This is a genomic window from Sandaracinaceae bacterium, assembly GCA_016706685.1.
In the GTDB taxonomy this organism is placed as follows: Bacteria; Myxococcota_A; Polyangia; order Polyangiales; family Houyiibacteriaceae; genus JADJJE01.
In genome coordinates, this window is sequence record JADJJE010000001.1 from 557,168 (window position 1) to 582,562 (window position 25,395).

The following is a 25,395-nucleotide window of genomic DNA, read 5'->3' on the forward strand; positions in this document are numbered from 1 at the left end:
TGGACGAGCCGCGCACCTCCGCGCACACTCACGCCATGACGGAGCCGAAAGACAGCCAGTTCCCGGTGCCCGAGGAGCAAGTGGGGGCCGTCCACGGCTACGGCCCGTGGCCGCTCCTGACGCTGCGCTGCATCATCGGCGGCACCATGATGGGGCTCGCCAACCTGGTGCCCGGCATCAGCGGCGGGACCATGCTGCTGGCCAGCGGCATCTACCCGCGCTTCGTGCAGTCGGTCGCGGAGATCAGCCGCTTCAAGTTCCGCAAGCACTCGCTCTTCCTGCTGGGGATGGTGGCGCTGTGCGCGGGCCTCGCCATCTTGGTGCTGGCCGAGACGGTGCGGAACACCACGGTCGAGCACCGCTGGGCCATGTACAGCCTCTTCATCGGGCTCACGCTGGGCGGCGTGCCGGTGGTCTGGGGGCTCGCGCGGCCCGCCGACGGGCGTGTGTTCGCCGGCTTCGTGCCCGCCTTCTTGCTGATGGTGGTGCTGGCCTTCGTGGACAGCGGCGAGACCACGTCGGCCTCGGGCTTCGGCTTCATGTTCATGGCCGGCGTGATCGGCGCGAGCGCCATGATCCTGCCGGGCATCAGCGGCGGCTACCTGCTCATCTTGTTGGGCGCGTACCTGCCGGTGCTGGACGCCATCAGCGTCTTCAAGGACGCCCTCCGCGCCGGGGACCCGATGGCCGCCAGCGACGCGTTCGTGACGGTCATCCTGCCGGTGGGCCTCGGCGTGCTGGTGGGCGTGCTGGCCGTCAGCAACCTGATCGAGAGGCTGCTCGCCAAGTACGAGAAGCCCACGCTGGGCGCGCTGCTCGGCTTCCTCTTCGGCAGCGTGGTGGGGCTGGCCCCCTTCCGCGAGTTCTACCGGCCGAGCGTGGGCGACCTGGTGGGCGGCATCCGCATGACGGCCGAACGCCTGGCCGAGCTGCCGCAGCACAAGTGGCCCACGCGGGCCTTCGAGCCCACCAACCTGCAGCTGATCGGCGCCGTGGGCATCGGCATCCTGGGGTTCTTGCTGACCGCGCTGCTGGCCAAGTACTCGAACCGCGCGCCGAGCGAGCGGGCCATTCAGCCCGTGCCCTCGCAAGACGGAGACTGACGGGCGCAGGCGCTCAGGCGTAGAGCGCCGCGAGCGCCTCGCCATAGGCTGCGAGCACCGCGCCGCGCTTCACCTTGAGCGTGGGTGTGAGCATGCCGTTCTCGGTGCTGAACTCCTCGGTCACCAAGAGGAACTTGCGCACCTTCTCGAAGTGGCGGAACTCACCGCTCTGCCGGTCCAGCTCGCGCTCGAAGAGGTCCTGCACGCGCGGGTCGCGCACGGCCTCGGCCGCCGTGGCGGGCACCCGATGCTGCGCGCACCACGGCAGCAGCAGGTCGAAGTCGGGCACGATCACGGCCACGTTGTACTCACGGTTCTCACCGAAGAGCATGACGTTCGAGATGTAGGGGCTGAGCTTGAGCTGCTCCTCGAGCGGCGTGGGCACCACGAACTTCCCGTTCTCGAGCTTGTACTGCTCCTTGATGCGCCCGGTGATGTGCAGGAAGCCCTCCCCGTCGAGGTAGCCCATGTCGCCCGTGCGCAGCCCGCGCTCGCCCTTGCGCTCCACGAACACTTCGGCGTTCGCCTCGGGCAGGCCGTGGTAGCCCAGCATCACGTTGTGCCCGAAGACCAGCACCTCGCCGTGCTGGGGGTCGCCCGTCACCGCGCGGTCGATCTCGATGCGCACGCCTGGGAGCACCTTGCCCACCGAGCCGATCTTGCGCGAGCCCGGGTAGTTCATGGTGGCGATGGGTGACGTCTCGGTGAGGCCGTAGCCCTCGTAGACCGGGATGCCGAGGCCGTCGATGAACTCGGCCACCTCGCGCGAGATGGCCGCGCCGCCGCTGAACGCGTACTTCAGCTTGCCGCCGAAGCGCCCGCGGATGTGGCTGAACACCACGCGGTCGAAGATGACGTGCTGCAGATCCGCCACGCCGCTCGACTCGTTGCGGCCCGCCAGGTCCTTGCGCAACTTCGAGTTGGCCAGCGCGGCGCGGAACAGCTTCTGCTTGCGGCCGCCCTCCTCGGCCACCTTTTTGTGCACCGTGTCGTAGATCAGGTTGAAGATGCGCGGCACCGCGAAGAGCAACGTGGGCTGCACCTCCCCGAGGTTCTGCAGGATGCGCGGGACCGACTCGGCGATGGCGATGGAGGCGCCCATCGAGAAGAGCCCGTGCAGCTCCACGGTCTGACCGAAGGAGTGCGCCCAAGGCAGGAAGGACAGCGAGCGGTCCTCCGGCGCCATCGGGAACACCTCGTGCACCGCGCTGACGTTGAGCGCGATGTTGGCGTGCGAGAGGATGACGCCCTTGGGCGTCCCCGTGGTGCCCGACGTGTAGAGGAACGTGGCGGGTGTGCTCGCCTCGGCCGGGACCACGGCCACCGCGGTGTGTCGCCCGCGGTCGCGCAGGGCCTCGTAGGTGCTGTCCGCGCTGCCCGGCTGGTGTGCGAGCGAGACCAGGTGCTCGACGCTCGGGAGCTGCGCCCGCGACGCGGAGAGGGTGCGCGCGATGGCCTCGTTGGCCACGAACACCACCCGCGCGCCGCTGTCGCTCAGGATGTAGCGCCACTCCTCCGCCTGCTGGGCCTCGTACATGGGCACGTAGGCGGCTCCGAGGCCGTAGGTGGCGTGCGCGAGCGCGGCCCACTCCACGCGGTTGTTGGCGATGATGGCGACGCGATCCCCCGGGCCCACGCCCAGGCTCGCGAGCCCGGCGCGGATGCGGTCCACCTCGCGGCCGAAGTCCCCGTAGGTGGTCCACGTCCACGTGCCCCCGCGCTTGGTGCCAAAGAGCGGGCGCTCCGCGTACTGCGCGATGCTGCGGTGGAAGAGGTCGTTCAGGTCGCGAAAGAGCGGGTCGAAGGACATGCGGCCGGGATGGTAGCAGGCCGCTCCCGCGCTGCGGGGATGTCAGTCCTCGATCGCGTAGCGCATCTGCTGGGGCTGACCCTCGTGGGTGAAGTCCACCACCAGCTCGCTGGCGACGCGCAGGCCGTCCCACACGCGGAACGCCTGCTCCGGGCGCTCGATGGGCTGGGCGTTGACGCGCGTGACCACGTCGCCGGGGCGCAGCGCGATGTCGGCGAAGCGCGGATCCTCGGGGAAGAAGCGGGTGATGCGCCACCCCACGAAGCGACCCGCCTCCACCTGCGGCTCGGTGCCCACGCCGCCCAAGAAGCGGCCGAGGCCACCTTCCAGCACGGGGAGCAGCTCGGCCCGGGTGATGGTGCCAGCTCGTCGGGGCTGTGGGGGCTCGGCCGGCGCCTCCACCACGGGCGCCTCCACCGCGGCCGTCTCGGCGGGGGTGGTGCTGCCGCCGCAGCCGCCCAGGGTGAGCAGCAGCGCCAACCACGATGCGCTGACGACAGCGGACGCGAGCGGGCGGTGGGAGGAGCCGAAGAGGAGCGGAATCCGAGAGCGCATACCTGTTTCTGCCCCCTCGGACGCCGCCCGGTCAAGATTCCCGCCTCTCGCCCACTGGGGCGAATTGGACGGGGGCCGCTCGGGTGCTAGCCCTTGGGCCATGTGGAAGCACGCCCGGGTCGCCGTGGTCATGCCAGCGTACCTGGAAGGACGCATGATCGTGCGCGCCCTCGACGCGGTCCCGGCCTACGTGGACGACATCGTGGTGGTGGACGACGGCAGCCCCGATGACACCTCGCTGCGCGCGGGCGAGGTGGCGCAGCGGGACCCACGCGTGCGGGTGCTCCGCCACGAGCTCAACCGCGGCGTGGGGGCCGCGCTGGTGACGGGCTACGAAGCCGCCTTCTCGGCCGGCGCCGACGTGGCGGTGGTCATGGCGGGTGACGGCCAGATGGACCCCGCGGACCTCCCAGCCCTGCTGAGCGCGGTCATCGACGGCGGGGCGGGCTACGCCAAGGGCAACCGCTTGGCCTGGCCCGGAGCGCGCGAGCTGATGCCGCCCCAGCGCTTTGCGGGCAACCACGTGCTCTCGGCCCTCACCCGGCTGGCCACCCAGACCAACGTGGAGGACTCGCAGTGCGGGTATTGCGCGCTGCACCGGGACGCGGCAGCGCGGCTCGACCTCGGTGACCTGTGGCCGCGCTACGGCTACCCCAACGACCTGCTGGCGCAGTGCGCGGCGCGCGGCGTGCGCGTGGTGGACGTTCCCGTGCGCCCGGTGTACCGCGACGAGATCAGCGGCATCGGCTGGCGACACGCGCTGTTCGTCGTTCCTTTCGTGCTGGGGAGGGCCACCCTGCGCCGCCTCGCCGAACAGAGCGCCGGGCAAGATGCGCTCGTGGCGCATGGGTCGATGGGCTCGCTGGCCACCCGCGCGACGCTCGCGCCGCCCCCGTGAGCCGCGTCGCCTCGCCGGGCCTGCGGGTGCTGCTGCTGACCACCAGCTACCCCGCTGCGCCGGACGATACTGCGGGCATCTTCGTGCAGGGCTTCGCCGAGACGCTCGTCGCGCTGGGGCACCACGTGGACGTGGTGGCCCCGGCGCTCGCGCCCTCCCCGGCGCAGCCCCTGTCGCACTCCGCGAACGTCCCACATGGCGGGCCAAGCAACGCGCACGAGCCGCCGCGAGTCACGCGCCTCACCTACGCGCGGCCAGCGTCGCTCCAGCGCACGTTCCACCGGGCAGGCGCCCCCGAGAACCTGCGCGCCGACCGGCTGGCGTGGCTGGGCGCGCTGACCTACCCGCTGGCGCTGGGACGCTACCTGCTGCAGCACGCCAACGCCTTCGACGTGCTGGTGTCGCACTGGGCCGTGCCGAGCGCGTACGTGGCCACGCTGCTGCCCGAGCGTTCGCGTCCGCGCCACGTGGTGGTGACGCACGGAGCCGACATCCACCTGCTCGAGCACGTGCCCGGCGGGGCTCGGCTGGCGCGGCGCATTGCCCACCACTGCAGCGCCATCACGTTCGTGTCGGCCACGCATCGTGCTCGCTTCGAGGCGCTCGTGGGCCACTCCCTCCCGCACGCGTCGGTGCTGGCCATGGGCGTGGACCTGGCCCCCTCTGCGCTCGACCGGCAGCAAGCGCGCGCGACGCTCGGGCTAGAGGGACCCGTGCTGTTCACGCTCGGGCGGCTGGTGCCCATCAAGGGCCTCGACGTGCTGGTCGAAGCGGTGCGAGGCGTGCCCGACGTGACGTTGGTGGTCGCCGGCGCGGGCCCCTCACGCGAAGAGCTCGAGCGCCTCGCGGAGCAGCACGGTGTGCGCGTGCGCTTCGTGGGCGTGGTGCTGGGCCGCGAGAAGGCCATGTGGTTGCGGGCCGCCGACGCGTTCGTGCTGCCCTCACGGCGGCTGGCTTCGGGGCGCGAAGAAGGCACGCCCACCGCCATGCTCGAGGCCATGCTGGCGGGCCTGCCGGTGATCGCGTCCGACACGGGCGGCGTCGCCGAGGCTCTGTGTGACGGCGAGCGGGGTGTGCTGGTGCCGCCCGATGACCCGGCCGCGCTGCGAGCTGCCGTGGTCGCACTCTTGGCCGACCCTGCGGCGGCTCGCGCCCGCGCACGGAGCGCAAAGCAAGCGGCCGAGGCACAGACATGGTCTGCCCTCGGCCCGCGCCTCGACGCTCTGGTTCGGGGTTAGCGCCCGATCAGTTCTGAACGGTGCGCGTGTTGGGCGGCGCGCGGAACGTGAAGCGCTCGTCCGGCACGTCGCGGTTGAACTGCATGTCCGCGAAGGTGAAGCGGTTGGTGTTGCCCTGCGCGTCGCGAATCAAGACGCGCTGCACCACGCCGGCGCGCTGCTCGCCCTCGCCCACCACGCGCACGAAGAACAGCAGCTGCTCGTAGTTCGCGTTGGGGCGGCGCGGGCGCAGCGCCAGCACGTAGCCGTCGGGGAACTGGTGCTGCCGCGCGTTCAGCAGGCGGAAGTTGAAGTCGCGGTCGAGGCGGCCGGTGCCCGTCAGAAACGAGAAGGCCTGCGGCAGCTGGTCGCTGTCCATGGCGCGCTCGATGAGCTGACCCTCGGTCTCACCCGACTCGGGCGGCTGATAGACCACCAGGCGCGAACCATCGCTCACGAACACCTGCCCGTTGGGCGCGGCGTAGTCGAAGCGCATGCGCCCCGGCTTCTTGAAGACCACGCGGCCGTTGGAGCGCACGCGCCGGTCGTACACCTTGGTGAACTGCTCCTGCTCGAAGTTGGCCTGGAAGCTGGTGGTCTGGTCGTAGAACGACTGCACCAAGCCTGCGACCTGCGCGGCGGTCATGCGCGCGGGGGCCGCTGCGGGCGCGGGGGTCCCGGCAGGAGGCGGCGTCGCGGGCCGCATGTTGGGCGCCGGGTTCTGCGCGTGGGCGCCTGCCACGAACGCCGCGCTGGCGAGCATGGACATCAGCACCACGAGGCGGACACGGGTCGAGCGGCGGGGAAGCGAGGAGGTGGCAGGCATAGTGTTTCGAAGAGGCTCCGTGGGCAGAACGAGGCAGCCGCGCGGAGTATTCATGCCCGGCCGACAAATGGCCAGACGCTATGCCTGCAACGAGTGGTCAGTTGGGCTCGGTGACCACGGCCTGGTCGAGCGTCACCGCGGTGCCCGCCATGAGACGCCCGTCGATGGACGCCCCGGTGCGCAGCGCGATGGAGGAGGCCGAGAGGATGGTCCCCTCGCAGTGCGCCGTGGTGTCGAGCTCCACGAGGCCCGCCACCTGCCAGAACACGTTCTCCGGGAGCGCGCCGCCGCTGAGCACCACGTTGGCCCCGCTGCCGATGGTCAGGTTGCCCGCGACCTGGAAGACCCACACGTCCGTGGCGCTGCCGATCAGCGTCACGTCCGAGTTGATGATCAGGCCGGTGTCGAAGCGATAGACGCCGCGCGCGACGGACATGCCGCCGATGTTGCCGTCACCCAGGTTGGTGCTGTTGGCCGGACGCGCGGCGGCGTCTTGGTAGGCGAGCGTCATGTCACTCACCGCGACGGTCAGCAGCGCCGGCGTCGGCACCGCGTAGTCGCTGGCGTAGACGCGCCCCACGACCTGGTCGGACATGGAGAAGGTGTTGGTGGCGTCCGCCGAGAGCGCGAAGTCCGTGATGGAGACGGCCAAGCCCGGGCTGACCGCGATGTCGCCCGTGATCTCGGAGTCGGGCACCGAGGAGATGCCGGCCTGCGAGAGGATCACGAACTCACCCGCCGAGCGGAGCGGCACGGCCGAGCCGGCCGAGGTGCTGTCGCCCGTGGTGAACGTCCAGGTGTTGTTGGCCGCCAGCGCCACGCCAGCAGCGCTGGTCGCGGCCGTGGTGACGAGCACCGTGTAGGTGGTGTCGACCGCGAGGAACTCGGCCGGCCAGAAGGTCGCCGTCGTGCCCGAGTACAGGATGGTGCCCGCCGTCAGCACGGAGGGGGTCCCCGAGCTGACGGTGAAGGTGGTCGCGCCGACCGTCGCGGGGTTCATCGGCTCGCTGAAGGTCACCGTGATGCTGGTGTTGCGCGACACGTCGGTCGCGCCGCTGCTGGGCGTGTAGTCGGTCACCGTGGGCGTGGTCTCGCTCCCTTCGTCCGGCAGCACGCCGTTGTCGCGGTCGGCGCCGCCCGAGTCGGAGCACGCTGCGGCCAGCATGGAGAAGAGGAACAAGAAGGCGCTGTGACGCGCCGCGGAGCTCTTGAAAGCAGTCATGACGGTCCCGTGTGCACGGTCCGAGCCAAGCCACGTTCCCTCGCGCTTTCGGGCAGTTGCACAGACGCTGGTGCTGGAGGTCGGCCGGACTCCATCAGAACGATGGGCGCACGAGAGGGTTGCGATTCCCACGGACCCTCTCTAGCCTGAGGGCTCGATAGGCTCTGCGCGCGCTCAGCCGGTTCGCCAGAGCCACCCACCCCCTGGGAGCGCCTATGTCAAAGTCCTCGCTCACGTCCGAAAAGCTCGAATTCCAACTCGAGCGCCTCACGACCAAGCACCAGAAGCTCGACGCGCGCGTCAGCGAGCTCGACGGGCGCTTGTCTCTCAGCGCGGACGAAGAGACGGAACTGCAGCAGCTCAAGAAGGAGAAGCTGGCCCTGAAGGACGAGCTGGCCGAGCTGTCCAGCCGCTGAGGCGGGCTCGCTAGGGTGTTTCGTTCGAGAGCTCGGCGAGCGTGATCGCGAGCGTGCGTCGCCACTCCGGTTGGAGCCCGGTGCCGTCCGGCCCCGCGATCACGTGCGCCAGCGCCAGATAGTGGCGCGCGTCGCGGCGCTCCCCCAACCGGTAGGCCGTCATGCCGCGCAAGTAGTGCCAAGCGGCCTGGTCGTGCCGCTCGGCACCCGGGATGTCGCGCTCCACCGCGTCCAGCCAGGTGAGCGCGTCTTCGTAGGCCGCCGCAGCGTAGCTCTTGCGGGCGCGGCGCAGGTCGTCCGACAGCCCCGCGCAGCCCAACGCGAGGGCGAGCGCGCCGACACCCAGCGCGGACACTACACGACCACGAACCACTCGGGACCAGGCGCTCTTCACTCCCCCCGTGTAGCCCGCTTCGCGCGCCGAGGGCAAGCCACGCGCGCCGCGAGTCCTTTACCCGCCGCCTGCGGGGCAGTACACCCGCCGCATGTGGGTCGAGCGCTACGATCGCGGCCAGCTTGAACTCGGCGCGCTGGCGCAGCGCCTGGGCGTGCACGGCGGCCTCGCGTGGCTGGACGGCGAGGGGCTCTTGAAGGCGGGCTGGTCGTTCCTGGGCTGCGCGCCGGTCGACGTGGTGCGCGCCACCTTCGCTGACCAGGAGCCGCTCGCGCGCCTCACACCGCTCGATGCGGACCCTCGCGTCGAGCATGCGTACGTGGGCCCCGCCGCGGGAGACGCGCTCCCCCCGCTCGCGCGCGTGCCGCGTCACATCGGCTACCTGGCGTACGATGCGGCCTTCGCGCTCGAGCCGCACCTCGCTGCCCGTCACCAGCGCGACCCGGCCAGCACCACGCTGCACTTCGCGCGCTACGACGCGCTGCTGGCCGTGGACCACGAGCGCGACGCGGGCTTCCTGCTCGCGGACAATCAGGCTGCCGCGCGCGGCCTGCGGGAGCGCCTCGACACCCCACTGGCCAGCACCGCCAGTGTCAGCGTCAGCGAGGCGTGGGCACCTCCGCCCGAGCGCCATGCCGGCGCCATCCGCGCGGCGCTCGAGCACATCGCGGCCGGCGACTTCTACCAGGTGAACCTCGCGCGCCGCTGGACCGCCAAGTACAGCGGCGACCCGCTCTTGCTCTTCCTGGCCATGCGCCGCGCCAGTCCCGTGCCGCTCGGGGCCTACCTGGACGCGGGCGACCACGCCGTGCTGGCCCGCACCATGGAGACCTTCCTGCGCTGGGAGCGCGACACGCGCGAGCTCAGCACGCGCCCCATCAAGGGCACCATCCCGCGCCGGGACGACATGGACGAAGACGAGCGTGTCGCGGGCCTGCTGCGCGCCGACGCGAAAGAGCACGCCGAGCACGCCATGATCGTGGACCTGATGCGCAACGACCTCGCGCGCGTGGCCGAGACCGGCAGCGTGCGCGTCACGGCGCCCTTCTCGGTGGAGCCCTACGCGCGCCTGTCGCACCTGGTCACCACCATCGCGGCCACCACCCGCCCGGAGGTGGGCCTGGTGGACATCCTGCGCGCCACCTTCCCCCCGGGGAGCGTGACCGGCGCGCCGAAGCTCGCCGCCATGCGCGCCATCGAGGCGCTCGAGCCCGAGCCGCGTGGGGTGTACTGCGGCGCCATCGGGCACCTCGATCAGCGCGGCGGGCTGTCGCTGGCGGTGGCCATCCGCACGGCGCTCGCGCACGCCGACGTGGTGCACTACTACGCGGGCGGCGGCCTGGTGGCCGCGAGTGACCCCGAGCGCGAGGTGGCCGAGACCGAGCTCAAGGCGCGTGTGTTCCTGGACGCGCTCGACGAGCTGCGGCGCCGGTAACACCCCGTCGACATGAATTCGACAAGCTGACGGCGGCGCCAAGCCGTCTCCTCCACGTGGTCGTGGTCGTGGTCGTGGTCGTGGTCGGCGACGGCGACGGCGACGACCAATGACTCGTCGCAAGTCAGTCGGCGGAGGCCGAGCATTGTTCAATGCAGGGAGAGGGGGGGGTGGGGGGGGGGGCTGGGGGGGGGGGGGGGGGGGGGGGGGGGGGGGGGGGGCGGGCGGCGGGGGCCGGGGGGGCGCGCCGGCGGGGGGCGCGGGGGGGGGCGGCCGCGCGTGCGGGCCCGTCGCGGGGTCGGCCGGGCGGTCTGGGGCGGGGCCGCGGGGGGCCTTCGGGCGGTGTGGTCCGGCGGCCCGCGGGGCCGCTCGGGTGGTTGCGTCGCCGTCGTCGCGGCGGGGGCCGGGGCGGCGCCGCGCTGGGCCGTGGCGGGGTGCCCGCGGTCCGGCGGGGGGGCGGCCCCGCGCTGTGCCGGGCGTGCGCGCGGGGGGCTGCTCGCGGTCGGCGGCGCGCCTCCTGCGGGTTCGGCCGCTCGGCCGGCGGCGTGGCCGCGCGGGTGGCGGGTCGCGGGCGCGGCGTCGGGGGCGTGGCGCGGCCGGGGGCGGGCGGCGCGGCGCGGGGGCGGGCGCCTCCTCCCCGCCGGGGTCGGGGTATTTCAACGGGCTGCTAAGCACCCCGCACTAAAGTGACTAAAGTCCGGGGCAGCAACCCTGGCCAAGATTCATTGCGGAAGTCCGCCCCATGACGGGCGCGGACTGTGTGGTTCAATGCTGGATGTGTCTCGAATTCAATCTCGTCCGCAGTTTGGAACTCGACCGTTCGCGCACGCGACGGCGACCGCCTTTCGCCGGGTGCCAATGCCGCCGAAACAATCCCGATTCATGCAAGCCGGATCCAACCAAGACTCGAGATGAGTCGCTAGCCGTCGCCGTCGCCGTCGCCGACAACGCTCACGACAACGCGCGGGCGGCAGCGTGGATTTGGCACTGCGACGCGGTACTACGGTGCGGCGAGGATCCCGCCCGCTACCGCCACGCGCACCAGCGCGTCTTCGTCCAGCAGCGCGGCGCGCGCGCGGTCTGGGTCGCCGGCGTCGCGCGTGAGTGCGGCCGCGGCGATGCGCCGGTGCGTGACCCGCGTGTCCACCAGCGCAGCGTCCAGCAACGCCAGCGCGGCAGCATCTCCCTCGCGCGACAGTGACACCGCCGCCATCACGGCGGGCACGTCGTCGCCGGCCAGCATCTCGCGCAGCGCCGCCTGCCCGGCCGCCTGCGAGGACACCCCACGCAGCAGGGTCTGCGCGAGGATCAGCCGCGCGCGGCGCACCGGCTCGGCCTCGAGGCGGGCCAGCAACTCCGCCTCGTAGCGCGGCGCGCCAGTGGATGGATCGGGCGCGAACACGAGCGTGAGCGACGAGAGCGCCACCGCCGCCTGGGCGCGGATGTTCTCGTCGCTGTGGGCGAGCGCGCTCACCAGGTAGTCGGCCGCGCGCGGCGCCTCGGGCTCTTCTTCGCGCTGCGCGAGCAAACGCGCCGCCTCCACGCTGCTGGTGCTGGGAGGCGTGGCGAGAAAGCCCGCGAGCACGCCGGACGCCTGCACGGGGTCGGCGTGGGAGAGCGCCATCAATGCAGCCATGCGCACGCTCCCGTCGGGGTCGCTCAGACGCTCGCGCAGCTCGGCGAAGGCCTCCGGCCCCTGGTGACCGAGGGCCTGGAGCGCCGCCACGCGCACGGTGAGCGCGGGGTCCACGCGCGCCACCTGCTCGAGGGCCACGCGCACCTCCGCATCCGGTGCCGACTGCCGGAGCCGCATGGCGGCCGCACGGCGCACCCGCGCGCTCGGGTCTGTGAGCGCCGCGCGCAGCACCGCAGCGTCATCCGCAGCGCCAGGGTCGAGCGCGCCCTGGGCCGCGGCGCGCGCCTCGTGGTCCTCGGCGTCCAGGAACGCCCGCAGCTCCGCGCGCGCCAGGGCATCGCCCGCGTCGGACTGCAGCAGCAACGCGGCCGCACGCACCGCCGGCTGCGGGTGCTGGGCCAGCCGCCCCAGCGCGCTGCGGCCGTGCTCCCCCGCGCGGCGCAGCTGCGAGAGCGCGGCGTCACGCACAGCGCCGTCCTCCGACTCGGCCGCGAGCTCGAGCGTGAGCGCCGCCACGTGACGCAGCAGCCCCACGTCCGGACCGTCGCTGCTGCGCACGCGCTCGTACGCCGCCAGCGCCTCCGGCACACGCCGCTGCTGCACCTCGGCGCGTACCGCCGAGCGTGGACCGCTGGCGCACGCCGCAAGGCCGAGCACCAGCGCGATGGTCAGCGCTCCCCGCCTCACGGCGTGGCTCCCGCGCCTTCCGGTCCCGCGGGGAGCTCGCGAACCAGCTTGAGCAGGCGCCGGAACGCGCGAGCGCGCCCGGTCTGCAGGATGTGCCCGCCCTCGAACACCTCGAGCGGCACGTCGAAGTGCGACGCGATGCGCACGCCGTGGCTCATGGGCGTGATGGCGTCACGCTCGCCCACGGCCACGAAGCAACGCTCGCGCGAGACCAGCAGCGGCCGCCGCAATGGACTGATCAACGCGTGCGCCTCCTCGAGCAGGTGGTGGATCTCCGTGCGCTGCGCCTCGTCGCCCGGCAGCTGCCCGGCGTCACGCGTCCAGTCCGCCACCGACGCGAGCGGGATGAAGGGCACCGCGAACGCCAGCCGCGGCTCCACCGTGGCGAGCAGCGCGGTAGAGAACCCGCCCAGGCTCATGCCCATCATGCCCACGTGCGCGTAGCCCTCGGCCAGGCTCAGCCACAGAACGAGCGCACGCAGGTCGGCCACGGTCTGGCGAAAGCCTTCGAGCGCGAAGGTGAGGTCTGCCCCCGGCCAGCGCGGCGGGCGCCCGAGGCCGCGGTCGTTGCGCGGCCCGTGGAATGGCAGCACCGCCAACACCACGTCCACCCCGCGCCGCAGGAAGCCGTCAATCGGCCAGACCCACTCTTCGGCGCCGAGCGTGCCGCCCAGGTACCCGTGCACCAGCACGATGGCCGTGCGCGCCGGGCGCCGCCCCGCGAGGATGCGCCGGGCGTGCACGGTGCGGTTCGGCGTGAACGCCGCGAAGGCCTCGCCCACCTCGCCGAAGTGCGGCCGGTGCGGGCTCGGGAAGCGCAGGTCCTCCACCAGGCGGCCGGACACGCTCGAGCGGCCCAGCGTCACGCGCGATCTTCGCACCTCGGGCACCGAGGGCACACCGAAGAACGCGTCTGGATCCGTGAACCAGCGCGGCTCGTTCCAGCGCGAAACGAATGCGCTGAGCGACTCTACGTACTGGTCGGCGGAGCCACGCGGCGCGCGCTTGGCCCGCAGGACGTTGTCGTTGAAGAAGCGGTCCACCACCCCAGCGAGCGCGCCCACGGCCTGCTGTCTCTTGCTGTCCGCGACGCGACGCATGGTGGGGGCCGCGCCCGGGGTCACTTGCCCTTGGGCGGCGGCGGAGGCGGAGGCGGCGTGGTCTGCTCCACGAGCCAAGCATCGGTGGACATGAACTCGACGCCGTCCACGTCCGCTTGGTCGGCCAGGTCGGGGTGGTCCGTGATCACGCGCTTGGCGCCCGCCGCCTTGGCGGTGGCGGCCAGCGCCTTGGCCCAGTCACCGGCGTCATGCTCGGCGATCTTCACCTGCTCCACCAGCGAGCCGATGGTGGTCATCTGGATGGCCACGGCCTCGGGCTTGAACGCGGGCACGGCGTGAAGCATGGCCTCCACGCGCGCGAGCACCCAGGCAGACGTCTTGGTCTTGCCGTGCTTTGCCACGCCACCCAGCACGCGCTGGACGACCTGCTCGGGGGGCGTACCGACACTCACGGACGCGTTCACAAAAACATCGGGTGCGAGGATCACGTTCACGTTCAGGTTATCTCCAGGACCGATGATCCTGCCGCAGGGTGCCGAGGTCAACCCTCACTTGAGCAACGTGTAAGGGTTCTCGGCGCCGGTGCGTTCAGCCCTTCAATCTCACCGCTGCCCGCTGCCTCGGAGGTCCCGTGTCCTACATCACCCGCCATCCCGCCGCCGCGATCGTCTTCACCCTGGCCATGGCCCTCGCCGCGCCCCCACCGGCCCGCGCCTTCTGTGGCTTCTACGTGGCCGGCGCGGACACCAGCCTCTACAACGACGCCACCATGGTGGTGCTGATGCGCGACGGACAGCGCACCGTGCTGTCCATGCAGAACAGCTACTCGGGCCCCATGGAGGACTTCGCCATGGTGGTCCCCGTGCCGGAGGTGCTGCACGAGGAAGACGTGCGCACGCTGCCGCCCGAGATCTTCCGCAAAGTGGACCAGCTCAGCGCCCCGCGCCTGGTGGAGTACTGGGAGGAGGACCCTTGCCACCCGCAGTACACCTACGAGATGAGCGCGGTGCCCACGTCGGCCGCGGCTGACGGCATGGTGGAGGAGGAGTCCGGATACCAGGTGCGCGTGGAGGCGCGCTTCAGCGTGGCCGAGTACGACGTGGTCATCCTGAGCGCCGGCGACAGCAACGGGCTCGAGCGCTGGCTGCAAGACGAGGGCTACAACATCCCGAGCGGCGCGGCGCGCGTGCTGCGCCCCTACGTGGAGAACGGCACCAAGTTCTTCGTGGCCAAGATCGACGCCCAGCGCGTGCAGTTCGACGCCAACGGGCGCGCCATCCTGTCGCCGCTGCGCTTTCACTTCGACGACCCGCAGTTCCAGCTGCCGGTGCGCCTGGGGCTGCTCAACAGCCAGGGCGAGCAGGACCTCATCGTGCACACGCTGGGCAACGGCACGCGCTACGAGGTGGCCAACTACCCGAACGCCACCATCCCCACCAACCTGATCGTGGACCAGCAGGTGCGCGAGCACTTCGGCGCGTTCTACGAGACGCTCCTCGAGCAGACGCTCGCCCAGCACCCGGGGGCGGTGCTCACGGAGTACGCGTGGAGCGCGTCTTCGTGCGACCCGTGCCCGGGGCCCACGCTGGACGGCGGCGACATCATGACGCTGGGCGGCGACGTGATCCCCAGCGGCGGCAACGGCGACTGGGTGCTCACGCGCCTGCACTTCCGCTATGACGAGCAAATCCTCGGAGAGGACCTGGTGTTCCGCCCCGCGCCCGGCATCCGCGGCGGCAACGGCCTGCCCGACGCGAACGGCCGCTTGGCAGAGACCGGCGCCATCGAGAGCGGCAGCTGGAACAGCTTCCAGGGGCGCTACGTGCAGCTCCACCCTTGGGAGGGCGACATGGACTGCCAGAGCCCGGTGCGCGGGCAGTGGGGCTACAACAGCGGCCCCATCTCGGCGCCCAGCCGCCTGTCGGACCCCACGCTCAGCGCGGCCAGCTTGCCATCGGGTGTTGGCGTGGGCAGCGGCGGTGGCAGCTCGCCGCAGGGCTCGCGTGGCTGCGGCCGCTGCTCCCTCGGAGCGCGCGAGTCCGGCGCCCTCCCCGCGCTGCTCACCCTGGGCCTGCTCGCCGTGATCCAGGGGCGCCGGCGCCGGCGCTGAGCGTGGCTGTGCGAGCGCCGCCCGGGGCGCTCACGGCACCAGCACCACCTTGCCCACGTTCTTGCCCTGCTCGAGGTAGCGGTGCGCCTCGGCCGCCTCGGCGAACGGGAACACCTTGTCCACGTGCGGCATGATCTTGCCCTGCTCGAACAGCACCATGAGGGCGCGCGCCTGGTCGGCCAGCATGTCCACCTCGTGCCACAGGTGGCCCAGGTTCACGCCCGACATGCCGCGGTTGTCGTCCATGAAGTTGCGCGGCGAGAACAGCGGCAGGCCCGTGAGCTCCTTCAGGATGCGCCCCAGGTTGCGCTTCTCGCCGCCGTTCATGTTGGCCCAGCCGAACGCGATGAGCTGGCCCGAGCTGCGCAGGATGCTGTAGCCCTTCTTCCAGTCGCGCCCGCCGAGAGCATCCATGATCAGGTTCACGCCCCGCCCGTCGGTGAGCTTCTTGATCTCCTCGACGTAGTCGTTGGTGCGGTAGTCGATGGCGTGATCGCAGCCGTGCGAGCGCACGTAGTCGTGCTTGCCCGCGGAGGCCGTTCCATACGTGGTGATGTCCGGTACCGTCTTGCAGAGCTGCAGCACCGCCGTGCCCACGCCGCCCGCCGCCATGTGGATGAGCACGTGGTCGCCGGGCTTGATGCGCGCCACCTGGAACAGCATGTGGTACGCGGTCAGGTAATTCACGGGCAGCGCCGCGGCCTGCTCGAAGGTCATGCTGGCGGGCATGCCGAAGATCTGGTTCTCGGGGACCACCACGCAGTCCGCGTGCCCGCCGAAGCGCGTGAGCGCGGCCACGCGGTCGCCCACCTTCACGCTGGTCACGCCTTCGCCCACGGCGTCCACCAAGCCCGCAGCTTCGTAGCCCGGCACGAAGGGCATCTTGGGCGCGTCCGGGTACAGGCCCTGGCGCGCCATGACCTCGGCGAAGTTGAGGCCCGCCGCGTGCACGCGCACGCGCACCTCACCGGCCTTGGGCTCGGGGTCGGGGCTCTCACGGAGCTCGAGGACGTTGGCCTTGCCAGCTTTGGGGATCCAGATCGCGCGCATGGGGTTCTCGATGGGTGACGGGTCGGAGAAGAGCCGCGCCGGGCGCGGAGGTCGAGTGCGTCGTCTCGCTCGCGAGGAGCGTTACGCGCGGAGCACGATCTTGCCGGTGGTGCTGCCGCCTTCGAGCAGCGCGTGGGCTTGCTCGGCCCGCGCGAGGGCCCGCTCGGCGCCGATGAGGGGCGCACGCAGCTGGCGCTCGGCCAGCGCGCGCATGAGCCGCTGCCAGTCTTCACGGCACGCGGCCGGGCCACAGCCAGGGCTGGCCGTGATGCCATACGGGCGCACGCGAACACCGGGCTGGAGCGCGGCCCGGAGCGCATGACGCATGCCGCTCGCGATGCCGGCGAGCCCCTTGCCCATGTCTCCGGAGACGCCCAACGCCACCAGCGTGCCGCCCGGCGCGAGGGCCTTCGCGCTCTGCACCAAGTGCTCCCCGCCGATGCCGTCGATGACCGCGTCCACGCCGCGCCCGCCGGTGCGTTCGCGCACCACCTGCACGAAGTCTTCCGTGCGGTAGTCGATGGGGGAGCCCCCGCGGTCCAGCACCACGTGGTGCTTGCCGGCCGACGCGGTGCCGAACACCCGCAGCCCCAGGTGGCTTCCCACGTCCAGCACCGCGCAGCCCACGCCGCCCGCCGCGCCGTGCACCAGCACGCTGCCCCCGGCGGAAACAGCGGCCACGCGCGTGAGCGTCTGGAGCGCCGTGATGGCGTTCAGCCCGAGGCCAATGGCGTCCCGCGCGTGGACCGCGTCGGGGATGGGCACGCAGGCCGTGGCGGGCACGATGACGTGCTCGGCGTAGCCCCCGAAGCCGGTGAGCGGCATGAGCACGGCCACGCGCTGCCCACGCAGCAGCGTCACGCCCGCGCCCACGGCGTCCACGTCGCCCGCCACGTCGTAGCCCGGCGTGAAGGTGAAGGGCGGCGCCAGCACCCCGCGCCGGCGCATGACATCGCCATAGGCCACGCCGGCGTAGCGCACGCGCACGCGCACCTCGCCCGCCCCGGGAGACAGCAACGGCCCCTGCACGAAGTCCATGCGCCGCCGCGAGCCGCGCCCGCTGATCTCGATGCGCCCGCTGGTCACGCGTGCGCGCTCGCCTCGGCCTTCTTGCGCTTCATGGCCACCTCGCGGGGGTCCCGCTCCAGCCACTCGATGCGCTTGCCCTCGCGGAAGCGCCGCGACACCACCTCGAGCGCCGTCTGCGGGATGCGATGGAGCGGCACGCTCTCTGGGAAAGCCACGGCGCAGTAGTTCACGAAGTCCACCACGCTGAAGAACTCGGGCGGGAACTCGGCGTCCTCTTCGCTGGGCTTCGGGTAGTCGAAGCGCGCAGCCCGCGCGATGTAGCCTTCGTCGCCCAGGAAGAGCCGCAGGTACGCGTCGGGGTCCGCCACGATCATGCCCAGCAGGCGGCGCCGCGCGCGGTGCACCAGCGTCTTCGGGCTGAGCAGCGCCTCGGTCTCCAGGCGCAGCGCCTCGAGCCCACCCGGGTGCGTCTGGATGACCTGCAGGTCCCACACGGGCATGCCCTGGTGATAGGTGAAGTGCAGGTGTCGGATGACCGACTGCAGCTTGGCCGCGAAGCCCGTACCCGTCTCGAGGTGGTCACGCCCAATCAGGCCCAGCAGCACGGGCTGCCGCACCACGGGGTGCCCGAGCGGCGTGCCCGCGTAGTACAGCTCGTTGGTGGCGTCGCTGCTGATCACGTACGGCAGCATCTGCAGCTCGCCCTGGCGCACCTGCATGGCGGTGGGGATGCGCGGGACGAGGCCGGCTTCGACAAACGGCGCGAGGCGAGCGGCGAGTGAGTAGCGGTGCGGCATGTGCGGAACTCCAGCGTGACGTAGAAGGAAGGGGCTGGACAACCCCCTAACTGTGTTTTACAGTTGTGTATCACAGCTGGGGTGCCGTCAAGAGGCCCGCGAGAGAAAATGTCCGAGACCGAACGCAGCGAGACCACGGTAGACGTCCTCGAGCGCACGCTGGTGCGGCGCATCCTGCGGCGTGAGTACGCGCCCGGGGTGAACCTGCCCTCGGTGCGGCAGCTGGCGGCCGAGTTCGACGTCACCGCTCCCACCATCCAGCGGGTCACGGCGCGGCTCGAAGCGCACGGCCTGGTGGAGGCCCGCCACGGTAGCGGCGTGCGCGTGCTGGACGCCACGAAGAAGGGCGGGCTGTCGCTGCTACCGCTGTGGTTCGACGCGTTGTCGGACAACCCGCAGGAGGCCACGCGCGTGTTCCGCGAGTGCATGGAGCTGCGCCGGCTGGTGGCCGTGCACTTGGCCCCGCGCATCGACGTGGTGAGCGCGGCGCCGGGGCTGTTGGCTGCGCTCGAGCGCACGCGCGAGGCAAAGACGGTGGACGAGCTCATGGAAGCGGATCTCAGCTTCACGCGCGCCGTGCTGGACGCGGCCGGGCACTTCGGCGCCACCGCGCTGTTCAACACGGTGGAGACCGTGATCCGCAACGTGCCCGGCGTGGCCGACGCCTTCTACGGCGACCCGGAGCTGCTGCGCGCGTCGCTGAGCGCGGTGGTGGGCGCGGTGGCCCAGAGCGGGGCGGAGCGTGACCAGGCCATGCTCGCCGCGCTCGAGCGCTGGGACGAGCAGGCGGCGGCGCGCTTCGAGGCGTTCGTGACGGCGCGGGCGCGTGAGAACGGCCCGCGGTCTGCTAGGAATCGGGCATGACGCTGTTCCGCCCGTGCATCGACCTCCACGACGGCAAGGTCAAGCAAATCGTCGGCGGCACGCTGCGCGATGAAGGCGCGGGCCCCGTCGAGAACTTCGTGGCCGAGCAACCGGCCGCGTGGTTTGCCGAGCGTTATCGCGCCGATGGGCTCACGGGCGGGCACGTGATCAAGCTGGGGCCGGGCAACGAAGAGGCCGCGCGCGAGGCGCTGGCCGCGTGGCCGGGCGGCATGCAGCTGGGAGGCGGGGTCACGGTCGACACGGCCGCCGAGTGGATCGGGCGCGGCGCGGCCAAGGTCATCGTCACCAGCTGGCTGTTCGTAGACAAGCGGCTCTCCATGGAGCGCGTGGAGCAGCTGGCCCTCGCCATCGGCCCCGAGCGGCTGGTGGTGGACCTCAGCTGCCGCCGCGTCCCGGGTGGCTGGCGTGTGGCCACGGACCGCTGGCAGACCATCACGGAAACGCCGATCGACAAAGACACACTCGCCTCGCTCGCGCCGCTGTGCAGCGAGCTGCTGGTGCACGCGGCCGACGTGGAGGGACGCTGCGAGGGCATCGACGAAGAGCTGGTGCGGGTGCTGGGTGAGCTGTGCCCCCTGCCCTGTACGTATGCCGGAGGAGGCCGCGACATCGCGGACCTCGGGCGCGTGGCCGAGCTGAGCGGCGGTCGCGTGGACCTGACGTATGGGAGCGCGCTAGACCTGTTCGGCGGGAGCCTGGTGAAGTACGCGGACTGCGTGGCATGGAACCGCGCTCACGCGGCGGGCTGAGCGCCAACGCCCGCCAAGCTCCGTCTGAACCCGTGGTCATCGCCTGCCGAGTCGAGGCCATCAGGTAGCTTCGTGCACGTCCTGACTGGCGGGCGCCATGAACGTGGCGATGAAGCGCTGTACCGCTACGGAGCGGGGACGCTCCCTCAGGTACAGCACGGCCGGCTCGCTCGGCGGGCTCGGGTAGCTGATCGGCAGCATCACGATCCGCCCCGCGTTCTCGTAGCGCGTGAGGATGGAGGTCGGCCCCAGCACCAGCATGTCGGTGCGCTCGGCGGTGCTCACCAGCACCTCGTAGTTGTCGCAGGTCAGCCCCACGCGCATGTCCATCTGCGGGAAGTTGGCGCGGATCCACTGACGGATGCGCGGGGGTGCCGTGGCGGCGCCACGGGGGAAGGTCAGCGCATCCAACATGGTGGGCGGAGCGGCCCTGCGATGCAGAGGGTGGCCGGGGCGCGCGGCCACGCGGATGGGGTCGCGACCGAGCGAAGCGACGTGCACGTCGGGGTGCGGCTGCTCCTGCTCGTAGTCCGCGACCACCAGGTCCAATTCGCCCTCGAGCAGCCGCGGCACGAGGTCCTCGGTGGACCCGCTGCGGACGATCACGTCCACCTCCGGGTGGTCCGCACAGTAGCGCGCCAGCACGAGCGGCAAGCGGCCGAGCGCGACCACGGGGCCCACGCCGACCGCCACGCTGCCCAGCTCACCGCCGGTGTGCAGCTCGACCTCGCGCTGCACGTCGTCTGCCGCGCGCAGGATGGGGGCCGAGCGCGCCAGCACGAGCTGCCCGAGCGGGTTCAGCACCAGGCGCCGGCCGCTGCGCTCGAAGAGCGGGGCCCCGAGCGTCTCTTCGAGCCGCTGGATGGACTTGGTCAGCGCGGACTGGCTGAGGTGCAGCGCCTCGGCGGCGGCCTGCAAGGTGCCTCGCTCGTGCACAGCCACCAGGTGGCGCAGGTGGCGCAGCTCGAACTGCGCGTCAGGAGCATTCCTGTCACTCATGTTTATATGAAAACATACCACTTCTAAGAATAGTTTGACGCGGGCATCGTGAGGCGATGGACTACCGCCTCGCCATCCTCGCCGTGTACCTCGGGTTCGCCGCCCTCGAGGCCGTGTCTGGGCGCCATCGAACGCGGGAGATCACCTCCGCCGACTGGCGCCTCGACCTGGTCTCCACCGCCCTGACGACCGCGCTCGTCAACCCACTCGTCATCGCGAGCTCTGGGGCGCTGCTCGCCGTTGTGCTCCCCGACGCAGCCGGGGCCCTCGCAGACTGGCCGGTCTGGGCCATGGTGCTGGCGCTGCTGGTGGGCGACGACCTGCTGCAATACGCGTGGCACCGCGCGTCGCACAGCGTGCCCTTCCTGTACACCTTGCACCGAGCGCACCACTCGGCCCGCTACATGAGCGTGCAGATGATGTTTCGCAACAACGTCTTCTACTACGCCTTGATGCCCAGCATGTGGGTGAGCGGGCTGCTCGTGTACCTGGGCATGGGCGAGGTCTACGTGGGCTACCTCGTGGTGAAGCTCTCCGTCATCGCGGGCGCTCACTCGAGCGTGGCGTGGGACGCGCCTCTGTACCGCGTGCGCACCCTGCGACCGCTGATGTGGGTCGTGGAGCGCGTCATCTCCACCCCCTCCACCCATCACATGCACCACGGCCGCCACGCAGACGACGGGGTCACGCACTATGCGGGCAACTACGGGAACCTGCTCTTCTTCTGGGACGTGCTCTTCGGAACCGCGCGCATCACGCGCCGCTACCCGCCGTCGTTCGGTATCGAGAACCTGAGCCCACAGCCCTGGCACGTGGAGCTGAGCTGGCCCGTGGCGCGCCTGGAGGATGCCTCCGGGCACGTCCCCCACGCGCCCGCGCACGAGAGCTGACCCGGCCGGGGAGCCTTTCCGACCCCACGGCCGCGCATGAGTGGCATCCTCGCACCGTGAGGTCCCTCGGTGCACTCGCGACGGGCGCTGATGACGGGCGCTGGCACCTCGCGGTGGGCGACCCCACCTGGACGGCATGGCTTGCGGTCGCCGCATACGCCGTTGCCGCGTGGCTGTGTGTGCGCGCCGCTCGTGCTCCGCGGGAGACGGACCCCGCAGCCCGACGCCTCGCGCTCTTCTGGCTGCTGGCCGGCGCCCTGTTGCTGACCCTCGGGGCGAACAAGCAGCTGGACCTCCAGACACTCTTCGTCGAGGCGCTGCGCGACCGCGCCCAGGAGCAGGGCTGGTACCAGGAGCGGCGGCTCTATCAGCGCTGGTTCGTGGGCGGCTTGGGGATCGCGGCCGTGCTGGGCTTGGTTGCGCTCGCAGTCGGACTCTGGCCCGTGCGGCGGCGTGTGCGGCTCGCGCTCCTGGGCTTGGGTGGGTTGTTGGGCTTCGTGCTGATGCGGGCCGCCATGTTTCAGCACGTGGGGCCGGGCTGGTTGGCGCACAGCGCTCCCGCGCACGCTGGGATCGAGCTGCTCAGCGTGGGCCTGCTGGCGTGGGCCGCGTGGCGCGCGGGGCCGCAGCCGTAGAGGTGGCGCACGAGGGATGCGGCTGCCCGATGCGAACGAGCTGCGGGGCTCAGTTTCTCGCGTCGAACAGCGTCGCTTCGTCGACAGGCTCTGTGCCAGCGTCGGCCGTCCATGTGCCGGCGTCAACCGGCTCTGTGCCGGCATCGACCGCCTGTGGGCCGGCGTCGACCGCTTCCATGCTGCCACTGCCCCATCGGTCACGCGAATGCGCGCGTGCCTCGGTCGCGCCATCGCCTCCCGTCGCGGCCAGAATAGGAGGAACGGGCGACCCGTCCGCCGAGCCGGCGGTGTGAGCGACGACCGACCAGGACGATGCCGGGGATCCAACGTCGGAAGGGGGCGCGCTCGTGTCGGGCGCGGCCGCCGCCACCGTGACCACGCCGCCCTCGGCGCGAATGCCTCCCGGCTGCGTGGGTCGGTACGCGACCGTGGGGACGAGGAAGAGCAGGAGCGGGGCGAGCGCGAACATGGCGGCACGCCGCCAACGACCCCACCTGGGCAGTAGAGAAGCGAACAAGGCGGAGGCCTCGAGCTCGTCCAGATCGTCGTCGTGGGCGGCGTCGACCACCGAGCGTGCGCCGCCGCGGTCTGGATCGATGCGACGGGTCACCGCCTCGGCGTCGACGGAGACGAGGAGCAAGGGGGTGGCGGGGCGTACGCGCACAGGCGGCGGCTCGTGCCCAGAGGGCATGAGCGCGGGGGCCGGACTCGACTGCCGTACCTCCACGCGGTGCGCGCTGGAGAGCGAGAGCTCGTCCGAGTCGCGGACGATCTTCGGCGGCACGGAGCGACTGCGCGATGGCACGAACTCGACCTGCGAGGCTGCGGCAAGCGCGTCGCGGAAGGCGGCGCCGTCCGGGAAACGCGCCACGGGATTGCGCACGAGCGTGCTCTCGACGAGTCTGGCGATGGGCTCCGGCACGTCGAGACGCTCGCGGAGCGAGGGAATCGGGCGCGAGGCGATAGCGAGGATCGCGCCCGTCAGCGACTCGCTCTCGAAGGGGCAGTAGCCGGTGATGCACTCGAAAAGCACCACGCCGAGCGACCACACGTCCGACGCCGGCCCCGCCTGGAAGCCCTGCGCGTGCTCCGGGCTCAGATACCCGGGGGTGCCCATGATGACCCCGGGACTCGTCACGCCACCCCTGCGCTCGGAGAAGCACGCGATGCCGAAGTCCAGGAGCTTCGGGCGCACATAGCCCATTCCGTCGTCTTCGAGGAAGATGTTGTCGGGCTTCACGTCACGATGAACGATGCCGAGTCGATGCGCGGCGGCGAGCGCGTCGGCCACTGGGAGCAGGATCATGGCGGCTTGCATCGTATCGAGCGGGCCGTTCTCCTCGAGCCTGTCGGCGAGTGACTCGCCGCGCAGCAACTCGAAGACCATGTAGACGGACGCATCGTCGTGCCGCCCCATGTCGAGGACTTCGACCACGTTCGGGTGTTCGATGGCGGTGGCCGAGCGAGCCTCTTGGAGGAAGCGGTGACTGGCGTCGACGTCCAACGCCATCTCGTTCAGGAGGAGCTTCACCGCGACGTGGCGTCCGGTCCACGTGTGGATCGCTTCGAAGACGGTGCCCATCCCGCCGCGGCCGAGAACGCGCTCCAGCGTGTACTTTCCGTCCCCGATGGTCGTGCCGATTCGTTCTTGGTCCGTGAGAATAGGCATCAAAGCATCGAGTCCGATGGCCCTCGTGCAAGTAGCGCGCCGTTGCTCCATCGCTTCGTGCGCAGTCGAGAGGTGTGGCACTCGCACCTGCTGCGAAGAGGAGGGTGCGCAGCGTCGTCCCCCCCCGATGGGCCTCGGTGCTCTTGGTGCATGGCCACCAGATCGATGTAGCCCGTTGGTCAGAATGACGTGGCGGTCGGTGTCGTGAGGGCAGCGGCTGCGCCGTCATGGCGGCGGCGGGTAGACCTGCCAGAGCTGCGGGCCGTCGCCGTAGGTCGTCATCTCGAAGCCGGCGGCGAGCGCGCGCGCGTGCATGGCGAGCGCGTCCGCGCGGCGCGGGAAGATCAGCCGCACCGACTTGACCGGCGTGCCATCGGGTAGCGCGCCCGCGCGGGCGATGGCCTCGGCTGCGGCCCAGCGGTCCTCTTCGATCGAGCCGTCGGGGAACACCACCAGCGCCTGGTGGCCGACCTGGGTCTCATCGTTGTAGAAGGTCATCCCTTCGACGACCCGTAGGCGAGGCGAGGAGAGTGCGCCCACCGCGCCGTCGCCATGCTCGTTCCAGCCGCGTTCGGGCGGGGCCTGCACCAGCGGCGTGATCCAGCGCTCGTGCGCCGACCGCGCGGCTGCCACCGCAGCGGCGTCCTGTAGGTCGGTCGCGAACGCGATGTGCACGACGTCGCGATCGATGATGCGCGACGCGCCTTGCGGCAGGGGTGCTTGCTCGAGTGCCTCGAGGACCGCCGCGCACTCCGCATCGGCGCGGTGCCAGGCACGGCCCAGGTACTGGTCGAGCGAGCCTGGCGGCCAGTCCAGCGAGGTGCGGGGCGGCGTCGGTCGCGGGTAGGTCGCGCGCGCCGGCTCGAAGCGCCCGGTCGCAAACCGCACGCGGGCTGCGGCCAGCCCGTGGCTCCACGTCCTCACCCAGCGTGCCACGTCGTCGCGGAACCGTGGATCAGCGCCCGCCACCGCAACGGCGAACCGCGGCCCCACGGGTTCGAGGCCCAGGAAGATCTCGAACTCCGGGTCGGCCGGGTCGCCCGCGAACAGCGAGACGATGCCGTAGCGCCACGCCGCAGCGCGCCGGCGCAGCTCTGCCATGGAGTGGATGGGCTCGGGTGGCGCAAAGTCGTGCGAGACGTGGGTTGCCCGGCCGAGGTATCCGTCGGCCGCGAGCGGAGCGAGCAGCGTGTCGACGACGACCTCCGTGGTGAGCCACTGCTTCACCGCCTCGGCATCGGCGTAGCACTTCATGCGGATCACGAAGCCGTCGGCGTTGTAGCCCATGCGCCGCACTCTAGCGGGGTCCCTCGACCCTGGCG

At 71.5% G+C, this 25,395-nt stretch carries 24 protein-coding genes and 1 pseudogene; 10 read left to right on the plus strand and 15 right to left on the minus strand.

Annotated features, from left to right (window positions below):
* The first annotated feature begins 35 nt into the window (after positions 1 to 35).
* Entirely contained in the window at positions 36 to 1,103 is a 1,068-nt protein-coding gene (locus IPI43_02355; protein ID MBK7772970.1) for a DUF368 domain-containing protein, read from the plus strand.
* Positions 1,104 to 1,116: 13 nt separating this feature from the next.
* Here the strand turns inward: IPI43_02355 and IPI43_02360 are convergent, their stop codons facing one another.
* Positions 1,117 to 2,913 carry a long-chain fatty acid--CoA ligase gene (locus IPI43_02360; GenBank protein ID MBK7772971.1) on the minus strand — a complete coding sequence of 599 codons (1,797 nt, stop codon included), beginning with the start codon at positions 2,911 to 2,913 and terminating at the stop codon, positions 1,117 to 1,119.
* Between the two features lie 42 nt (positions 2,914 to 2,955).
* Positions 2,956 to 3,468 (minus strand): hypothetical protein, encoded by a 513-nt coding sequence (locus tag IPI43_02365; protein MBK7772972.1) that lies wholly within the window; start codon positions 3,466 to 3,468, stop codon positions 2,956 to 2,958.
* A gap of 100 nt (positions 3,469 to 3,568) precedes the next feature.
* Here IPI43_02365 and IPI43_02370 point away from each other — a divergent pair, with 100 nt between their 5' ends.
* Both IPI43_02370 and IPI43_02375 read left to right on the plus strand, forming a co-directional pair.
* Positions 3,569 to 4,366 carry a glycosyltransferase family 2 protein gene (locus IPI43_02370; GenBank protein ID MBK7772973.1) on the plus strand — a complete coding sequence of 266 codons (798 nt, stop codon included), beginning with the start codon at positions 3,569 to 3,571 and terminating at the stop codon, positions 4,364 to 4,366.
* The gene (locus IPI43_02375) at positions 4,363 to 5,604 is read left to right on the plus strand and encodes a glycosyltransferase (protein ID MBK7772974.1); all 1,242 of its coding nucleotides are present in this window, start codon (positions 4,363 to 4,365) and stop codon (positions 5,602 to 5,604) included. Before IPI43_02370 ends, IPI43_02375 begins: the two co-directional genes overlap by 4 nt.
* Positions 5,605 to 5,611: 7 nt before the next feature.
* On the opposite strand, the gene IPI43_02380 is transcribed toward IPI43_02375, so the two are convergent.
* Both IPI43_02380 and IPI43_02385 read right to left on the minus strand, forming a co-directional pair.
* Positions 5,612 to 6,352 (minus strand): outer membrane lipoprotein carrier protein LolA, encoded by a 741-nt coding sequence (locus IPI43_02380; protein MBK7772975.1) that lies wholly within the window; start codon positions 6,350 to 6,352, stop codon positions 5,612 to 5,614.
* Between the two features lie 154 nt (positions 6,353 to 6,506).
* Complete coding sequence (locus tag IPI43_02385; GenBank protein MBK7772976.1) at positions 6,507 to 7,631, minus strand: DUF3494 domain-containing protein; 1,125 nt, start codon at positions 7,629 to 7,631, stop codon at positions 6,507 to 6,509.
* A gap of 215 nt (positions 7,632 to 7,846) precedes the next feature.
* On the opposite strand from IPI43_02385, the gene IPI43_02390 reads away from it, so the two are divergent.
* Positions 7,847 to 8,047, plus strand: a complete 201-nt coding sequence (locus IPI43_02390) for a YdcH family protein (protein ID MBK7772977.1) — start codon at positions 7,847 to 7,849, stop codon at positions 8,045 to 8,047.
* Between the two features lie 10 nt (positions 8,048 to 8,057).
* Here IPI43_02390 and IPI43_02395 read toward each other — a convergent pair whose 3' ends face one another.
* The gene (locus IPI43_02395; protein ID MBK7772978.1) at positions 8,058 to 8,402 is read right to left on the minus strand and encodes a hypothetical protein; all 345 of its coding nucleotides are present in this window, start codon (positions 8,400 to 8,402) and stop codon (positions 8,058 to 8,060) included.
* Positions 8,403 to 8,532: 130 nt separating this feature from the next.
* Here IPI43_02395 and IPI43_02400 point away from each other — a divergent pair, with 130 nt between their 5' ends.
* Positions 8,533 to 9,876, plus strand: a complete 1,344-nt coding sequence (locus tag IPI43_02400) for an anthranilate synthase component I family protein (GenBank protein MBK7772979.1) — start codon at positions 8,533 to 8,535, stop codon at positions 9,874 to 9,876.
* A gap of 162 nt (positions 9,877 to 10,038) precedes the next feature.
* Here the strand turns inward: IPI43_02400 and IPI43_02405 are convergent.
* The 4 genes and pseudogenes from IPI43_02405 to IPI43_02420 all read right to left on the minus strand — a co-directional run bounded on the left by IPI43_02405 (position 10,039) and on the right by IPI43_02420 (position 13,712).
* A pseudogene (locus IPI43_02405) lies at positions 10,039 to 10,125 on the minus strand (energy transducer TonB).
* A 751-nt stretch (positions 10,126 to 10,876) separates the two neighbouring features.
* The gene (locus tag IPI43_02410) at positions 10,877 to 12,199 is read right to left on the minus strand and encodes a HEAT repeat domain-containing protein (GenBank protein MBK7772980.1); all 1,323 of its coding nucleotides are present in this window, start codon (positions 12,197 to 12,199) and stop codon (positions 10,877 to 10,879) included.
* On the minus strand, positions 12,196 to 13,299 hold the full coding sequence (locus tag IPI43_02415; GenBank protein ID MBK7772981.1) for an alpha/beta hydrolase family protein: 1,104 nt from the start codon (positions 13,297 to 13,299) through the stop codon (positions 12,196 to 12,198). Before IPI43_02415 ends, IPI43_02410 begins: the two co-directional genes overlap by 4 nt.
* A gap of 20 nt (positions 13,300 to 13,319) precedes the next feature.
* Positions 13,320 to 13,712 carry a hypothetical protein gene (locus IPI43_02420; GenBank protein MBK7772982.1) on the minus strand — a complete coding sequence of 131 codons (393 nt, stop codon included), beginning with the start codon at positions 13,710 to 13,712 and terminating at the stop codon, positions 13,320 to 13,322.
* Positions 13,713 to 13,942: 230 nt separating this feature from the next.
* Here IPI43_02420 and IPI43_02425 point away from each other — a divergent pair, with 230 nt between their 5' ends.
* Positions 13,943 to 15,370 (plus strand): DUF2330 domain-containing protein, encoded by a 1,428-nt coding sequence (locus IPI43_02425; GenBank protein ID MBK7772983.1) that lies wholly within the window; start codon positions 13,943 to 13,945, stop codon positions 15,368 to 15,370.
* A gap of 30 nt (positions 15,371 to 15,400) precedes the next feature.
* Here IPI43_02425 and IPI43_02430 read toward each other — a convergent pair whose 3' ends face one another.
* From IPI43_02430 to IPI43_02440, 3 genes are all read right to left on the minus strand, one after another.
* Positions 15,401 to 16,420 (minus strand): zinc-binding dehydrogenase, encoded by a 1,020-nt coding sequence (locus tag IPI43_02430; GenBank protein ID MBK7772984.1) that lies wholly within the window; start codon positions 16,418 to 16,420, stop codon positions 15,401 to 15,403.
* Between the two features lie 81 nt (positions 16,421 to 16,501).
* On the minus strand, positions 16,502 to 17,506 hold the full coding sequence (locus IPI43_02435) for a zinc-binding dehydrogenase (protein ID MBK7772985.1): 1,005 nt from the start codon (positions 17,504 to 17,506) through the stop codon (positions 16,502 to 16,504).
* On the minus strand, positions 17,503 to 18,246 hold the full coding sequence (locus tag IPI43_02440; GenBank protein MBK7772986.1) for a hypothetical protein: 744 nt from the start codon (positions 18,244 to 18,246) through the stop codon (positions 17,503 to 17,505). The genes IPI43_02435 and IPI43_02440 overlap by 4 nt, the downstream gene beginning before the upstream one ends.
* A 108-nt stretch (positions 18,247 to 18,354) precedes the next feature.
* Here IPI43_02440 and IPI43_02445 point away from each other — a divergent pair, with 108 nt between their 5' ends.
* Together IPI43_02445 and hisA are read left to right on the plus strand one after the other, a co-directional pair.
* Positions 18,355 to 19,110 carry a FadR family transcriptional regulator gene (locus IPI43_02445; protein MBK7772987.1) on the plus strand — a complete coding sequence of 252 codons (756 nt, stop codon included), beginning with the start codon at positions 18,355 to 18,357 and terminating at the stop codon, positions 19,108 to 19,110.
* Positions 19,107 to 19,880 (plus strand): phosphoribosylformimino-5-aminoimidazole carboxamide ribotide isomerase, encoded by a 774-nt coding sequence (hisA, locus tag IPI43_02450; GenBank protein MBK7772988.1) that lies wholly within the window; start codon positions 19,107 to 19,109, stop codon positions 19,878 to 19,880. The genes IPI43_02445 and hisA overlap by 4 nt, the downstream gene beginning before the upstream one ends.
* Positions 19,881 to 19,940: 60 nt before the next feature.
* On the opposite strand, the gene IPI43_02455 is transcribed toward hisA, so the two are convergent.
* Positions 19,941 to 20,879, minus strand: coding sequence for a LysR family transcriptional regulator (locus tag IPI43_02455; protein ID MBK7772989.1), 939 nt, complete (start codon positions 20,877 to 20,879; stop codon positions 19,941 to 19,943).
* A 56-nt stretch (positions 20,880 to 20,935) separates the two neighbouring features.
* Between IPI43_02455 and IPI43_02460 the strand changes: the two genes are divergently transcribed.
* A complete protein-coding gene (locus IPI43_02460) occupies positions 20,936 to 21,769 on the plus strand; it encodes a sterol desaturase family protein (protein ID MBK7772990.1) in 834 nt (277 codons plus the stop codon).
* A 56-nt stretch (positions 21,770 to 21,825) separates the two neighbouring features.
* Positions 21,826 to 22,404, plus strand: a complete 579-nt coding sequence (locus tag IPI43_02465; protein ID MBK7772991.1) for a hypothetical protein — start codon at positions 21,826 to 21,828, stop codon at positions 22,402 to 22,404.
* A gap of 49 nt (positions 22,405 to 22,453) precedes the next feature.
* On the opposite strand, the gene IPI43_02470 is transcribed toward IPI43_02465, so the two are convergent.
* Both IPI43_02470 and IPI43_02475 read right to left on the minus strand, forming a co-directional pair.
* Entirely contained in the window at positions 22,454 to 24,073 is a 1,620-nt protein-coding gene (locus tag IPI43_02470) for a protein kinase (GenBank protein MBK7772992.1), read from the minus strand.
* 225 nt (positions 24,074 to 24,298) lie between these two features.
* A complete protein-coding gene (locus tag IPI43_02475) occupies positions 24,299 to 25,360 on the minus strand; it encodes a hypothetical protein (GenBank protein ID MBK7772993.1) in 1,062 nt (353 codons plus the stop codon).
* Between the last annotated feature and the right edge of the window lie 35 nt (positions 25,361 to 25,395).